The organism is Streptococcus hillyeri, assembly GCF_003686955.1.
In the GTDB taxonomy this organism is placed as follows: Bacteria; Bacillota; Bacilli; order Lactobacillales; family Streptococcaceae; genus Streptococcus; species Streptococcus hillyeri.
This window is the reverse complement of record NZ_RCVM01000001.1, coordinates 112523-128404: the sequence shown is the minus strand read 5'-3', so window position 1 is coordinate 128404 and position 15882 is coordinate 112523. Positions and strand designations below refer to the sequence as shown.

Sequence of the window (15882 nt, the reverse complement as noted above, 5' to 3'; positions counted from 1 at the left end):
CAAATGTTGACAGATCTAAACAATTAATCTCTCACAAACATAAAAAAGAGACCTTATTCTTGATTTAGAATTTGGTCTCTTTAGTTATGCTACCATCAGATACACAAATAGTGTTTCTTAGAAACTGCTTAGTATTCTTTACGTTTATGGCTTGCAATTGCAAGACTGCTCAACAAGATAAGTCCTCCACCCATGACTGTTATCAATTGAGTGTCAGAATCTGATGTCGCTGGTAGGCTTTCTGCTTTTGAATCGTTAAAGATATCTTGTTTCGCTCCACTTGCTGTTTGTTGCCCTTCTTTCGTAACTGGTGATGGTTTCACCTCTGTTTGCGTACGAGGAGTATTAGCTTTCTCGTTTTTAGGTGTCAAAGATAATGGCAATGTCAATTCAGGTTTCTTATCCACTGTTGGAAAATCTTTTGGCACTTCATTGACTTTTCTGATGTCAATTTGTAGCAATAATGGGTCATGATCCGAAGCTCTGCCATGTTCTTCCATAAAGGCAGCATTCACATGAACCATATCAAACTCATAATTATCAGCTAGGTGGCCTGAAATCATAGCTTGGTCCAAAGTTTGATTATTTCCTTGATGGAAGTAAGAATATCTATCTGATTCTTCATGATTTTTGACGAGATTTCTTAGTCCTGCTGATTCAATGATAGACAGAGTCTTAGTGAACTCATAATCGTTATAATCACCTAGGATAACGATATTCGCTCGTTCATTTTGAGAAAACCCAGTTTCGACAAATGCTTTAATGTCTTCTGCCATCTGATGACGTTTGGCTTCTGACTTGAACTGTGGTGGTTGAATCTTGCCAAAGACGCCCATATCACCACGTTTAGAATTTAAGTGAAGCCCTAGCAGAACAACTTTTTCACCATTAAATTCAAATTCAGCTACTGGAACTTTTCGTGTGCCTTCCCATACAGGACTTGTTGGGTTGAGTCTTGCGACACTGTATTTCAGCTCCCCATTTTCCCAAGTTGCTGATTCATTTGGCTGGGCTACTGGTTTATCAGATAATTTAACTCTTTCAGAATTGTACAAGAACCCTGTTCTAATGTTACCACCAGGTGCCCCACCATCGGCATTATTTTCAGGTGCAAAGTCAATGTACTTGTAAGCTGGGCCGCCTAAAGCCGCAATGGCATCAATCAAACGTTGTGCAGATTTCGTCGCATCTGTCGTACCGTCATTGGTTTCTCCGTTATTATCTTGAACTTCAATTAAAGTAATAATGTCTGGTGAATGCAAGTCAGAGACAAACGATTTTGCAATCCTTGCTACTTTTTCATCTTTGGTGCCTTTTTTATTGGCAGAGAAGTTTTCAATATTGTAAGAAGCAATCATTAATTTTTCAGGGTCTTTAACAATGCGACTAACTTCAGGTTTCAATCCGCCATCTTGATGAGAATCCAAGGCCTTATTATCAACTAATAATTTATAGTTAGTGTACGAGTAAGAAATTGATCCTGTAATGTCTTTACCGAAGTAATCTCCTGCCTTAGCAACAAATTTTCGATTGGTAGTCAGAAGGGCAATTTTTTGTGGATTATAGCTATCACTTTGCAAGGTGATACCACCAGAATTATTTTTCTTAGTGGTGTCATTTCCTGGTACGACATAGATTTCACCATATCTTTGTGGGCCTAAGACTCTTGCTCCTTTGACTGTAACCAACTGTCCTTCTAGCGATTCCCAGAAATCAAGGGCATCATTTTCTGGATCAAAGTCTTTGAAGGCATCGTCATCAATGACCTTTGTCGGAGCCACACGATCTACTCCCAAAACAACTGATTTTGGCACTTCTGCTGTCCCTACAACTGTTGCTTTTTTAGCTTTGATTTGAGTAACGGTAAGGTCTGTTTCGGATTTATCTGAATAGCCGTCTCCTAAATATTCTTCAACTTCACCAGTAATTTCCAATTTATCACCAACTTTGACCTTGTGTTTTGGCAAAAAGACAGCGATAGCATCAGAAGTTTTCACGTTATCATCAGAGACTAAATCCTGCACATAGAATTTATTATCTTTTTCAACATAGGTAACAACGACATCTTTAACAGTGACTGCTTTGCCTACCAGTGGAGAGACATGGCCTTCCCCCTGAATATCAGAAACTCTTGCTTCAACAGCTGGAATTGCTTCTGCTTTTTTCACAATTTCAAAATGTCCAAGAGAGAAAGGTTTTACTTGATTAGCTTCTTTAAAACTAGATAAAATGCCTGTGACATTAATCTCATCATTGGTAGTGATTTTTTCTTTTAGAGTAGTTGCTGTAATGCCAGAACGACTGTCAAGACGGATAGACACAACATTACCATCCTTATCAGTGACATCAAAAGTCGCATTATCAAAGGAATCACTTGAAATCGTTCCAACTTTGACATTCTCTAATTTGACTAGCGTAGACTGTTTGTCAGCACTCAATGTGGGAATGGTTAAGGTAGTCAGTGGCGTGTTAATGTCGTCTGCAATTTTTTTACTTGCTGTGATGTCAACAACTTGTAACTCGCTGCCGTATTGCGATAATTTTCCGCTTAGTTCAACAACATCACCTTGTTTTAAGGATAAGTCTTTTTTCGGATAAACATAAATGCCTGCGCCAGACTTATCTTGAACGTAAAAGCCTTGACCGCCCCAAGCATTGATAGGACTGATAACTTTTCCTGCAAAGCTATATTCTTTCCCCTGTTCAGATGTTCTCAAATGAGCAATTGGGGTAAGGTCTGGACTCGCTGGTTCTAGTGGTGCTGGGGTTTCAACAGGTTTTGTTTCCTCAGAAATACTATCATCTTCAATAATTTCAATCTTGCTCGTAGATTTTATACCAATTTTATTAAAATAGTTTTCTGAAATTCCTGTTACTCTTGCCTTCTTACCGATGTACTGAGGGTTATCCTTGACATTATAGGCTTTTCTAACATCTGACTTACCGACTAATTGAACAGGAATCGTATCTTTAGCTGCTGCGTCTTTGGTTGCACCAAGAGCTAGGTTGGAGTACTCACTGCCATAGGCATTTCCTAATTTTAAAGACCCTGTAATATAGCCCTCGACAGTAACCTCTTGCTTGTTAGCTGTCATTTTTTGATAGTCTTCTACGCTAACAACTGATGATTGACTAACTTCTGCTTCTGCAACAGGGGCTGGGGTAGTGAGCGTTTCTGGAGCTACCTCTGTAGAAATACTATCTGATACCGCATTAGAATCTGGCACCACAGAAACAGGTTGAGCTTCTTCCAAACCTTGTAGAGAGGTGTTATCACTAGGCTGTACAAGCTGGCTTCCTAAATTGGCTGACTCCTCTGCTTGAACAACTGTTCCGCCTAGGAAAGCTAATCCTAAAAGGACAGAGACAACACCAATGCTGTACTTTTTAATCGAAAAGCGTTGGGCATTATCTCGAATCGCTCTTTTTCCGAACATTTTATTTCCTCCAAATAGTTAATACGGTTACATTATACAAAAAGCGAACAAACAAATCAATAGCATAATTATTTTTACCAGACAAACGCACAAAAGAATTTGAGGTAGGACTGATTATTTTATACATTTTGACTGTCATTTTTCCAATATCATGTTAGTTATTGACCCTGCTATAGTTATTTATATTAATACTCATTTAAATAAAAAAAAAACGAGTAGTCCTTATTGGATTTACTCGTTTTTTAAATGATGATATTTTCTAAAGATTAGTCATTTTTTGACTTAAGTTTAATAACTACCATAGCTGAGATGATAACCATTGTTCCACATAAGATTGTCAAGAATGAGTCGGTTTGACCTGTTTTTGGTAACGCTTCTTTAGTCAATGATTTAGAAAATTGATTTAAAGATTTCTCACTCATTGGGGTATGTGACACTGTTTCGACATCAGCAGGCGCCTCATCTTTTGTATTTGACACTGATAATGGCTGATATTCTAGGTGACCTTTTTTCTCAGTTTCAAAACTAATGATTGGTTTCTCAGAAGCCGTAACCCCTGTTCCTGTCTCCCAAATAAATGGCACTGAAGTCGTATCAAATGGATCGCTTTGACCTTTTAATTCTTCCTCGGTTGTGAAACCATCTTGGTCGGTGTCTGATGCAAGGTCAATTTCGGGTTTGGCGTCAGCTGTGACTCCGGCACCTGTTTCACTCACTTCTGGTACCGAAGTCCCATCAAATGGATCGCTTTGACCTTTCAATTCTTCCTCAGTTGTGAAGCCATCTTGGTCAGGGTCTGCTGTAAGATCGATTTCGGGTTTGGCATCAGCTGTGACTCCGGCACCTGTTTCACTCACTTCTGGTACCGAAGTCCCATCAAATGGATCGCTTTGACCTTTCAATTCTTCCTCAGTTGTGAAGCCATCTTGGTCAGGGTCTGCTGTAAGATCGATTTCTGGCTTAGTTTCTAATTCTAGAGCTTTACCATCCTGCTCAATATCCCCTTTAGCCCAAAGCGACAAGACTTTCACCACATGATTTTCTACCATATCTGCGGTCATATCTTCTCCAGCGACAAAGTAGCCTTTAGGCGTTTCGACAACAATGGTGTATTTTTCATTGTACACCAGACGTTTTTCAAAAACATCCGTGATGTAGCGTCCTTTGGTTAGCACCGTACGGTTGCCATTTGAATCAATAGCATAAACCTGCACACCAGCTGGTAATTCTGTATCAAAGTCAACAGTTAAAGTACTGTACAACACTAATTTAGTGGCAAAATCAACAGCAAGTTCGGTATGGTTTTCATCAACCACAATCGTTTTGACCGTTTCATTATCCAATAATTTAGCATATTCTTCATCAAATAAAATGAGTTCAACTGTATAGGTTCCAAATGGTAAAATGTGTAGATTTCTTCCGACAGATGTGCTATCTGTCACAACATTTCCAGCTTCATCTTTAATGCTGTAACGGTAGCCTAGCATGTCTAGGGACATATTCAGTTTATTATCCATCAGTCTAACGTTAACCACGCCAGAAGTATTACCAATCATTTTAAATTCTGCAAGGTTTGTACGCATGGTATTTCCAGCAAAATCTTCTACCATAAACCAAATGTTTTCATCAGAAATTGGTCTATCATATAAATCTTTTTCTGGTATCGTGTAAGTTCCGTCAGCATTTTTCTTGATGTATTCTTTACGAGTTGGATCTGTGATGAAGAATGAATCATCAAAGGCTTCATCTCCAATATAAAATTTATCTAACACATAATACATTTGTTCACGATAAACACCCACTCCCTCTTCCTTAGTTGCACGAGGTTTAAAGCGACGTGTTGCTTCATCATAAACACCAGTCACAACAACTGGTGTTGAGGTATCCAAGACCACATCAAATACTAGGCGTTGTTTTTGTGCCCCCGGTACAACAGAATAGTGTTCAACCACATATTTGTATTTACCATCAGGTAACAATTTCCCTTCTGAATCTCTACCGGCCCACTCACTGGTATCAATAAGTGTTGACTTAGGATTAGATGGGTTGCTACTATAGTAGTTTTTATCGCCTGACGCCTTATCACTAATCCACAATGGCGTTTCAAATGCTGTATCTTCGGCTTTGTAAATGGCAATGCGGAGCTCTTTATAATTTCTTAAAAAGGTTCCACGGAAAGCAAGAGCATCTCGGTTACCGTCACCATTTGGTGAAATGGCAATAATAGGATTTCCATCAGCATCACGACGAATGACATAGTTCCCGTTCTCATCTTTAAAGGCACCAGCTGTTAAACCTAAGGTGTCTGTGTAAGAATTGGTCAAATGGTTAAATTCTTTTTCACCGATTAAGACTGCTGTGTAATGAGAATCCTCTTCCTGTGTATAAGATGTAACCTTAGTCAAATCAGTGTAGAATGGGTTTTCACCTGGTTTATAATCATAAACAGGCTTTTCAATAATGGCTAAATCTTGGAATTTTCCTTTAAAGCCGACATAAGGAAGACTGACCAATTCGCCATCATCTTCCGTATTCAAAAAGCGGACAAATCCTTCAAGATAGTAACCATTGGTCATTAACTCAGTCAATTCTTTGGTAAACTGAGCTGTGTTCACTGAAATAGGAACTGTCACACTCCCTTTAGCCGAAACAGTGATGGTTTCACCTGCAAATTCAGCCAATTTTCGAGGTTTAAGGGTTACCTTACCGTTCTCCACTTGATCAGTATTAACATCGGTAACATATTTGACAACCTTTTCTTGGTCAGACAAATTATGGATGGTAACATTGAAAGTAAAGGTTTCACCAACATTTCCCAAAGAAATGCTGCTCAAGCCTTCATCGCCTGTAAGGTAAAAATCTGAATGCGCTGCTTTTGAAACATTGGCAATCCCTGCACCTTGTTGGCGTGGAGAAGTGTGCGCTTTCGTCTCATCATTGATATGAGGAACAGCTGTACTCATTAATAGGTGCTTAATGAGAGTAGACAACTCTTTTCCTTTGATGTTAGGGAAACGCTCTGCCAATACTTGCTTCACTAAAACAGACAAGCCTGCAACATGAGGGGCTGCCATACTTGTTCCGCCCATCGTGCCATATTTATTATCATTAATGGAAGAAAAAATATCGCCACCTGGAGCTGTGATATCCGGTTTTAATTCACCATCCGCTGTTAGTCCCCAACTTGAGAAATCTGACATGCGATTAGCTTTGGGATTGCTTTCTAGACGATATTTCCCATCTACTGTAATGGTATACTTGCCATCAGCTGCATTGGAAACCAATAATTGTCCTGATTTACGATCAATAAATAGGGATGGAATTTTGGTCGCTTCCTCAGTCAGTGTCATGCGGACGGAATGAGCGTCACCATCTGTATTATTGAAAATAATGACACCTGCTGCTTGATGGCGTTGAGCATTTTCAACTTTAGCACCAAATGTAATATCACCACGCTCAATGACAACAATTTTTCCAGTTACATCACCTGAAGTTGCAAAATCGTTCTCTGTGCCTTTTCCAACAAAGACATAGTTGTAATGTTTCGTGGCATCAAATGCTGGCGTTTCGAGGTTAGGGCGTGAAAATACTACCTCTGTCGTCTCTGCCCCATTAATCGTTAGCACTTCATTGGTGACATGAGTGTTATTATATGAAGCCACTGAGAGACTATCTCTAGCAGCAGAAGGGTCACCAACTAGACCATAGTCAGGTTTATCAGCGTCTGGATTGGCATGTCCCTCACCAAATGCCGTGTCATTTCCTCCTGCGATAACAACGGTAATCCCAGCTTCGTTTGCTTTTTTGATAGCAGCTTCAATCGTTTTTGCCGTATCGTTTAAGATACCATTAGCAGAACCTAGGCTCAGGTTAATGGTATCGGCACCAAGTTTGATGGCATCTTCAATAGCACGCGCATATAAGAAGGGACTAGTACCACCACCTGTTTTATCAGAAAACACGCGCATGAACATTAGCTGTGCTTCTGGTGCAACACCGTAAATGTAATCCCCACTACTATGAGATTTGGTAGGATTTCCAACTGCAATACCAGCCACGTGCATGCCGTGAGACTCGACATCTTTTTGTTTTAAGATATCATTTGAATCTGCATAGTTGTAACCAAAGACAACTTTATCACTGTACCATTTCCCGTAACCAATACCTGCTTCCTGTTTGGCACGTTCAATATCTTCTGGTTTCTGATACTTCGCCTTGGTCATATCACTGATGTGTAAGACATCATGGTCCACATCTAAGCCAGTGTCAATGACCGCAACAACCATTCCCTGACCCTTAATATTAGAATCCCAAAGAGGTTGCGTATTGACAATAGCATTGCTCTCCTTTGACAAGGGTTGTTCTACCGACAATGACACCACCGTGTCTGTAACCGTTTCTGTGGTATCCATGTCAGTCTTGTCTTCAGCTACTGGTTCACTAGCTGCTACTTTTTCCTCGGTAGCCACTGAGATACTTGCTTCTGTAGAAAGCGTCTCCCCTGAAATAGCTGGGCTATCTTCACTTGCTCTGCTTGTCTCCTCTAGAATAGGTTGACCAATCTCAACTGTTGTTACTTCTGCTACTCCAACACTTGTGTGTTCAACCTGAGGCTGAACAAACTCGGAAGCATAAACAGATTGACTGGACAAGGTCCAAGCCAATAGCACAGCTGACGATAGCAGGAGTAAGCCTTCTCTTTTTCGTTTTCTCTTTTCCATCGTTTCTCCTTAATAATTGATGTCGTCCTTTTTTAAGAGTGGAACGAACTCTCCTAGTAACACTGCCTTCAATTTTGACAATGATATCAAAAACAAAGCCTAATGTACTTCTCCCTATCACTTATAATTTTTCTATCATCCAACACTCCTTTTCTCATTAATATCTAACATATTAATTAATTTTCAGAATATTGTCAATCCTATTATTATTTAAACAATTCTAACAAAATCACTGGAGTTGTATCGCGTAATACTTAACAAAAATGACGTTTTGTTCTAGATTGAAGAAAAAGTTTTTTTGATACTTTCCTTTGTATCTTTTCTCGCTTTCTAATTTCTAAGATCAAACTTAAAACTGTCCACTGGACAGTTTTAACAGACACAAGCAGACTTCCTACGGGTATTTGACACAGGCTGTAGCCTATTTTATTTCCAACCTCAAATAGTCCACTGGACTATTTGAACATGACTAATATTTGATCCTAATTTAAGATACAAAGCTGTTAAGCAATGCAAAAAATTTTAGGGAGCTTGACGAAGATGCCGTAAGTATCTAGGAAAGTGAGTCTAAATTCATAGCATTGTAGGCGTGTTCAATTAGTCTCAAATATTCCGAGTGTCAGAAATATTGAATTTTAGCGATTTCTGACACTTTTATCACGCGGAAGTATCTTTTTTTGCTCGCTATCGCTCGTAAAAATAGGAACTTAATAAAAAAATCTGCAGAGCCTCGAGGATTATTCCTATTGAACGAAATAGTCTTGTCTACATTCTGTAACAAAATTACTTGAGTTTCTTTCTCAGTAGTTCTCCCAAAAATCTATTCTTATCAAGCGAATTACTTCTCCTTTTGATTTCTAAATGCAGGCTGAAACGATCCACTGGATAATTTCACTAAACAGAAAAAAGCACAACATCGGGTCTGATGTCATGCTTTTGGGGGGCATTTTCTCACCTCACTGTCTCGACTTGCCACTTCTGCCAACCGTGGAAACGGATGGCACCTTGTTGGTCTGTGCGATAGACTGTCATATTTTCTTTTTTAAATCGTTCTAAGGTTTCTTGATGAGGGTATTTGTACCGGTTATTTTTACCAGCAGAGACAAGCGCTACTTCCGCTCCAATGTGGTTTAAAAATTCAGGATAGGATGATCCTTTTGAGCCATGGTGCCCTGCTTTTAAAATATCAACAGGTAAGTTTGGGTACCTTTTAATCAAGTCTAGCTCCCCCTCTTCAAGGTCTCCTGTAAATAAAAATCGTTTGTCCAAGAGTTTTCCATACAAGACCAAGGAATCATTATTTTCACCATTTCCAACGGTAGCTGGGTAAAGCACTTGTAGCTGACTTCCCATGATGGAAATTTTATCACCAGCAGCCATCGCCTTAACAGGAACATGTAAGGCTTTCAGTCTCTCCACAAAACTAGGAACAGTCAAACTCCCCTGACTGACAATAATTTCTCCAATAGAAAAAGCTTTAGCAACTACTTCCATATCTCCAATATGGTCTGTGTCGGTATGGGTCAATAAAAGCTGATCAATCTGATGAACCCCACGGCTTTTCAAATATGGAATTAGGGTCCGCTCCGCATTGGCATCACTTTTTCCCTTTCTCCAAGCCTCCTTAGGCGCAAAATCAGCCTTGCCACCAACATCAATCAGCAAAGTCTTCCCAGTCATATCGCGTAGAAAAATACTGTCCCCCTGACCAATATCAACAACCGTCACTTCATTTTCAATAGGGTGTTTGGTGATGATAAATAGCAGAGCTACCATGAGACTCAGTCCTATAGCCCATTTCTTACAACGGAGACCATCGTACAGCAAGCCTAGACAGACTAAGACGAGCACTAAGACAATTAAACTAGGACTGCCAAAAATAACTGGTCTGTTAAAAAACTGTCCAATCAGCGTCAGCCCTTTTTCCAAAAATACAAAGAGAAAATTAACAAAGTCAATCCTAACCAAGGGCGAGCAGATGAATATTAGGCTCAGCAAGGGTAAAATCAAGCTATCAAAAGCAATCGAAACTACCGCTGTCAGCAAGATGGCGAGAGGTTGAAAACTGGCAAAATACCACATCAATAGCGGTAAAATGCCAAGATTAATGGTCAGCATCTCAGCTAAGCGCGGGTGCTTCATTTCCTTAAAATCTGTCATGGCTAGAATAAAAGAATAGGCGAAACTTAGAACACCACCTGTGGTCAATAAAAAATTTGGCATGATGAGAAACATCACCATAACGGTAGCCGCAAAATTGTCAAGCCCTCTAAATCCTAAGCTAGATAGATTAAGCTGAATTAGGCTACGAATAACAGAAACTGAAAAACCTGTCATGCCTGCATAGACTAGCGAAAAAGGAACCGTCAGCCAATCAACCCAGTCCTTTCGTAGTCCCAGCCATAAAAAGAGATAACGAAAAGCGCCCGCAAAAAAGCCGACTTGCATACCAGATAAGGCAAAAAGATGAATAATCCCAAGACTGCTATAGAGATCACTCATTTCCTCAAATTCCTTACTAAGATGTCCAAAAAGAAGACCAGTCATGTAATGTTTCATTGGGGACGGAAAATGGTCATAGATATGCACCAGAGCCTTTCGTCGCCATCCCCTGATGATTTCAAACAAACTTAACCGCTTCGCCTTATGAACTGTTTTAATCGTATCAATCTGTACTAAGCGATAAATTCCCTGACTTTTTAAATAAGTCGAGTAGTCAAATCCTTTGAAATTTCGTTGTCCCTCTGGTTCTGTCAATTCAGCCTCTATATCCAAAACGACACTCTGAGTTAATGTTTTGAAAAAGCGCTGCTCCTTTTCAGAAGTCAGTTTGTAAAAGGCTTGGTAGGTCTGATTATCCCAATGACCTCTAAAAGACAGCTTATCGCCATTTACAGAAATGGTATCTGGAAGTACCTGTATCCTCTGAATCGTCTGCGGAGCGCTATCGGCTTTTATAGTCTGTAGCCATTCTTGATAACTGATATATGAAGCAAAGAGAGTTAGGATAAGGAGCAACTGCCCCACTTTTTTCAAAGGATAAAACCGAAAGCAACATACCAATAAGCATACCAAACCCAACAGCGCCAGCTTTTCACCAGAGACGATAGCAAAATAAAGCCACACCAGTAGAAAGGCGAGATAGATAGCTGGAAGAGGGAGGCGCCTAATCAATGGTCAGCTCCGATTTCAGCTTTTCAAGAGTCTTAGCACCAATACCAGAAACATTGGTCAAGTCATCAAGACTAGAAAATTTCCCGTGCTCTTCACGATAAGCGATAATATCTTGAGCCCTCTTTTCACCAATACCAGAGACAGTTGTTAATTCTGCCGCGGTCGCTTTATTGATATTGACTTTGCCAGACGCTGCCTGTGGGTCCCCAGCAACTGCAGGTGCTGAGTGTTCAACTTCGCCAATCTTGGCCACATAAACAACAGCTTCATCAGTTAGTTTCTGCGCAAAATTGACCGACTGCTTATCAGCTTGAGGAGACAGACCACCTGCCAGTTCAATCGCATCACGCACACGGTCTCCCAGCGACAATTCATAGACTCCTTCAGATACGACAGCACCTTTGACATCGACAAGGATTTTTTCACTTTCCTGAGAAAAGGCAGAGCTACTCTCCTCTTCCTTTTCTGTGACCACTTGTGTGACTTCTTCTACGACTGGAAAGGCTGGCGCTTCCTCCTTTGGTTTCAACATCAGAAACCCAATGATACACACCAAAATGAGCAAGCCTCCACCCACACCAGAGAGAATAGCGTGTTCTCTTACCTTTTCAATGATTGTTTCCATAATCCCTCCTAAGTTAATACCACATTTGGAGTCAGAGAAGGTAGCAACACCATCGTCCCCAACTGCGCGATTATTAGATAAGATAGAATGACCAGCAGCAACAAACCAACAATGACACTGACACTTTTGTCTCGCATAACAGCCTCCTTACCTTATTATTCGAAAATAAATAAAAAAATCTCCTAAAACTAGAAGATTTTCCTTTATATTTTGAAAGAGATACTCACTGAGTGTAGCTTAGTTCTTTTTCTCCCAAGGTTTGTAAACAAAGCTAGCGAGATAGCTAAAGATAACGGTTAGAAGAACCAGCACAAAAGCAATGACGCCTGCTGGGATACGGATGAGGTAAGTTAATGGGTTCACGCGCTTACCATTAGAATAGCTAGCATTTTCAGCGTCTAAGCGGTCAAATTCAGACTGAATACGATTCGCAACTTCTGCAATCCCTTCATCATTCATCTTTTTGATATCTGAAATATCAATGGCATTACCAAAGTTCATATCCACGCGCTCACCTTTTAGAAAGTCACCAAATTTCAGAGGTCCTTGATAAGCAGCTGGCATGATTTTGACCTTAGCCATTTTAGCAATCACAGCGACACCGCCTTTAACATCTGAAGAATGACGACTTCCACTTGGAAACATGACCAGACTTCTATCACCTTTTTTCAAGGTGTTGATTGGATAGCGCAAAGCTTCTTGCCCAGGATTATCACGGTCAATCGGAAAAGCACCGCACATACGAATCCACCAGCCAAACATCCGATTACTGAACAGTTCTTTTTTAGCCATAAAAATAAATTTCTTAGGTCTCGCCGCAAAAGCCATATAAACAGGGTCCCAAAAAGTGCGATGGGGTGCCACTAAGATATAATTCTCATCTTCACTTAGGATTTTTTCGGTATTATGAAAGTGTGCATTGCCATTTGCTACCCAAAGCAAAAACATGACTAGCCCACGAAGGTAAGCGTAAAACATGTATGATTGTCCTTTCCTTTACGTCATCTAATGGTATATTTTACCAAATTTTTGCTATAATGTTAAGTATGACTACTAAGATTTTAAAAGACGGAGAGCGCATTGACCAGCTCTTCTCAACTGATGTCAAAATTATTCAAAACAAGGCTGTCTTTAGTTACTCTATCGACAGCGTTCTGCTTTCTCGCTTCCCAAAAATCCCTAAAAAAGGACTGATTGTTGACCTCTGCTCTGGCAATGGTGCCGTGGGACTCTTTGCCAGCACAAAAACCAAGGCACCGATTAAACTTGTTGAATTACAGCCTCGTTTGGCTGACATGGCAGAGCGTTCGATTCAGCTGAACCAGCTAGAAGATCAGGTGACGATGATTAACGATGATTTGAAACATCTTCTAGACCATGTACCGCGTAGCCAAGTTGACCTTATCCTCTGCAATCCACCTTACTTCAAGGCAACTGAAACCTCCAAAAAAAATATTTCTGAGCATTATCTCCTTGCTCGCCACGAAATCACAACTAATCTAGAAGAGATTTGCGAGGTAGCTCGTCACGCCCTTAAATCCAATGGTCGCCTTGCCATGGTACACCGTCCCGACCGCTTCTTGGATATCATTGATACCCTGCGTCGCTATAACCTTGCCCCCAAGCGAGTACAGTTTGTCTATCCTAAGGAAGGAAAAGACGCAAATATGCTCCTCATTGAAGCCATTAAAGATGGTTCAACAGACGGACTAAAAATCCTACCTCCACTCTTTGTTCACAAAGAAAATGGCGACTATACCGATGAGATTTTTGAGATTTATTTTGGAAAAAAGGCAGAGCCAAAAGCTGACAAGGAAGCCTATATGTATGTCCTAGAATGCGCCGATGGAACGCTCTATACAGGATATACCACAGATGTCGAAAAGCGATTAAAAGCTCATAATGCCGGTAAAGGAGCCAAGTACACCAAGCCTCGCTTGCCAGTCAAACTCATTTACCAAGAAACCTTTCCGAGTAAACAAGAAGCAATGTCTGCGGAAGCCTTGTTCAAAAAACGTAAAAGCAGACAAGAAAAATTAGATTACATCAAAAATAAGAGTAAGTAAAAAGATTTGGAGAAGCTTCTCCAAATCTTTTTAGTTTGTTAAATCAATACGCTCTGCTATTTTTTTAATCACTACTGCTCCAACTAAGAGAGAAGCTAATTCTCCCACTGCTGTGGTAAACCAAGTCCAGAAAAATGGTAATTCAGCAATGATTGCTAACTCTGCGGCTACAGTAAACATACTAGCCGCAAAAAAGAAGGCAAAGTAAAAGTGAGCCTTATCAAATAGACCACCAAACACGTCTTGACCTTTAAATCGCTCTAGTAGAATAACACCCAAAGTGACAAAAACTAGGGTAGATAGCCCACCTACCACAACATCAATCATACCAAAGCTAAAGAAATTTGCAATCATACAACCAATTGTCAACGACCAAATATACTTACGATTATAAAAAGCAAGGAAGTTCAACATTTCAGAAATGCGGAACTGATAAGCACCGTAAGAAATGGCATTGAGCGGTGGGGTGATGGTTAAGACCACATAAATGGCAGCAACCAAAGCAATTTGCACGTAATCACGAACAGTATATTTTGACATAAATTTCTCCTCTTTAGCGGCTAAACCGCGTGTAATATGCTTGGCGAAAGAAGAACTAAGCACCAAGGGTTGCTAAGCAACTTGAATATTCTATCATAAAAACAAATTAAAAAGCAACCTTTACCGTTGCTTTTTACACTTTACTGCGTTATTTTTTCAAATCCAATGATGTTAAAACCTGCAATCAACTGACTTGGTGGCATCTTTTCAATTTTTGCCAAGTAAGCAAAGTTATCGCCTTTTGTTGCAAGGTCTTCAAAGTTAACAACATTAGGGTCTAAACTGACTGACAATTTCCAAATGAAGTTTTCATCAACTGTCGATGTCACGTCAACACCTTCTAAATCTTTGATGGCATTAACCCCCGGAATCAAGGCAGCAAGGTGCTCATTGAAATTCGCTTCGACAGCTTCACGCCCTTGAGTTTGAAAATTCACTAAAGCATCGCCTTCGTAAATGGTTTCATAGCGTAATACAAGAGATTGATAGGTATCACCTGTATAGGTAACGTCAATATAAATCTCCTGCTTACCACCATTGATTTCTTGTGTCTTTTTATAAGTCTCCGTTACTTCTGTAGTCATTGTATTATCACTAACTGTTGTTGTTTCTTTTGATGATACAGCCTGGCTTGTTTTGTCATTTGAGCATGCTCCTAAAAAAAGCAGAGCTGCTGCAGTAAATACTAAGGTAAGAATTTTTTTCATTTCATTTAACTCCTTTATCTATACGCCTTAATACTAAGTCATTATAGCATATTTTGAATTTCTTTGACAATTATCAGCTTTTTGTACCTTCTCTTTTATTTTCAAGCATTTTTTGGACTTCCCTATCGTCTTTTATGTCATTTTTTGGTATGCTTATATCATGAACTATTTAAAATCCCTTCTCAAAAATGATGCCTTTAAATATTTAGTTGCAGGTGTTATCACAACCATCTTTTATTTTATAACACGAAAAATCCTTTTTGGACTTAGCCATCATGTGATTTTTTCGACAACTCTAGCAAATGGTCTTGCTATCTTAGTGGCATTTGTTCTTAATGATATTTGGGTCTTTACTCAAGAAAGAAAAGGCTGGCTTGCACGCCTAATCAAATTTTTTATTGCCAGACTATCTTCTATGGGAATTGATGTCTTACTTTCTTTCTTTTTAGTTGACAAATATCCTGAAATCATCGGCCAATTTGTTAATCACAAGATTGGTACTGTTGACTCCATCGTCTCCTTAATCGGCCAAGTCTTGATTATGCTCACTAATTATCTCATCAGCAAATTTTTAATTTTTAAGAAATAAGTAGAATGACAAAAGTCCTCACT

General features: G+C 39.7%; 9 protein-coding genes and 1 riboswitch. Of the genes, 2 read left to right on the top strand and 7 right to left on the bottom strand.

Annotated elements, in window-relative coordinates; translation table 11 throughout:
* Positions 1–128: 128 nt before the first annotated feature.
* The 5 genes from EAF07_RS00520 to EAF07_RS00500 form a co-directional block, all read right to left on the bottom strand.
* Positions 129–3437, bottom strand: coding sequence for a DUF6359 domain-containing protein (locus EAF07_RS00520; RefSeq protein WP_121834348.1), 3309 nt, complete (start codon positions 3435–3437; stop codon positions 129–131).
* Positions 3438–3703: 266 nt separating this feature from the next.
* Positions 3704–8158: a S8 family serine peptidase gene (locus tag EAF07_RS00515; protein ID WP_121834347.1), complete on the bottom strand. Its 4455-nt coding sequence runs from the start codon at positions 8156–8158 to the stop codon at positions 3704–3706.
* Positions 8159–9109: 951 nt separating this feature from the next.
* Complete coding sequence (locus EAF07_RS00510) at positions 9110–11332, bottom strand: DNA internalization-related competence protein ComEC/Rec2 (protein ID WP_121834346.1); 2223 nt, start codon at positions 11330–11332, stop codon at positions 9110–9112.
* On the bottom strand, positions 11325–11957 hold the full coding sequence (locus EAF07_RS00505) for a helix-hairpin-helix domain-containing protein (RefSeq protein ID WP_121834345.1): 633 nt from the start codon (positions 11955–11957) through the stop codon (positions 11325–11327). The genes EAF07_RS00510 and EAF07_RS00505 overlap by 8 nt, the downstream gene beginning before the upstream one ends.
* A gap of 237 nt (positions 11958–12194) precedes the next feature.
* Entirely contained in the window at positions 12195–12935 is a 741-nt protein-coding gene (locus EAF07_RS00500; RefSeq protein WP_121834344.1) for a lysophospholipid acyltransferase family protein, read from the bottom strand.
* A 68-nt stretch (positions 12936–13003) separates the two neighbouring features.
* On the opposite strand from EAF07_RS00500, the gene EAF07_RS00495 reads away from it, so the two are divergent.
* Entirely contained in the window at positions 13004–14023 is a 1020-nt protein-coding gene (locus EAF07_RS00495; protein WP_121834537.1) for a GIY-YIG nuclease family protein, read from the top strand.
* A 30-nt stretch (positions 14024–14053) separates the two neighbouring features.
* On the opposite strand, the gene EAF07_RS00490 is transcribed toward EAF07_RS00495, so the two are convergent.
* Together EAF07_RS00490 and EAF07_RS00485 are read right to left on the bottom strand one after the other, a co-directional pair.
* On the bottom strand, positions 14054–14563 hold the full coding sequence (locus EAF07_RS00490; RefSeq protein ID WP_121834343.1) for a QueT transporter family protein: 510 nt from the start codon (positions 14561–14563) through the stop codon (positions 14054–14056).
* Positions 14561–14661: riboswitch (PreQ1 riboswitch) on the bottom strand. (Overlaps the previous gene by 3 nt.)
* Before the next feature lie 42 nt (positions 14662–14703).
* Positions 14704–15270, bottom strand: coding sequence for a hypothetical protein (locus EAF07_RS00485; protein WP_121834342.1), 567 nt, complete (start codon positions 15268–15270; stop codon positions 14704–14706).
* Positions 15271–15430: 160 nt separating this feature from the next.
* Here EAF07_RS00485 and EAF07_RS00480 point away from each other — a divergent pair, with 160 nt between their 5' ends.
* Entirely contained in the window at positions 15431–15859 is a 429-nt protein-coding gene (locus EAF07_RS00480; RefSeq protein WP_121834341.1) for a GtrA family protein, read from the top strand.
* Positions 15860–15882: the final 23 nt, after the last annotated feature.

What these genes read in the sequence shown, in the direction of transcription:
- EAF07_RS00520 (WP_121834348.1), bottom strand. Translation starts at nt 3,437, where the DNA reads ATGTTCGGAAAAAGAGCGATTCGAGATAATGCCCAACGCTTTTCGATT.
- EAF07_RS00515 (WP_121834347.1), bottom strand. Translation starts at nt 8,158, where the DNA reads ATGGAAAAGAGAAAACGAAAAAGAGAAGGCTTACTCCTGCTATCGTCA.
- EAF07_RS00505 (WP_121834345.1), bottom strand. Translation starts at nt 11,957, where the DNA reads ATGGAAACAATCATTGAAAAGGTAAGAGAACACGCTATTCTCTCTGGT.
- EAF07_RS00500 (WP_121834344.1), bottom strand. Translation starts at nt 12,935, where the DNA reads ATGTTTTACGCTTACCTTCGTGGGCTAGTCATGTTTTTGCTTTGGGTA.
- EAF07_RS00495 (WP_121834537.1), top strand. Translation starts at nt 13,004, where the DNA reads ATGACTACTAAGATTTTAAAAGACGGAGAGCGCATTGACCAGCTCTTC.
- EAF07_RS00490 (WP_121834343.1), bottom strand. Translation starts at nt 14,563, where the DNA reads ATGTCAAAATATACTGTTCGTGATTACGTGCAAATTGCTTTGGTTGCT.
- EAF07_RS00485 (WP_121834342.1), bottom strand. Translation starts at nt 15,270, where the DNA reads ATGAAAAAAATTCTTACCTTAGTATTTACTGCAGCAGCTCTGCTTTTT.
- EAF07_RS00480 (WP_121834341.1), top strand. Translation starts at nt 15,431, where the DNA reads ATGAACTATTTAAAATCCCTTCTCAAAAATGATGCCTTTAAATATTTA.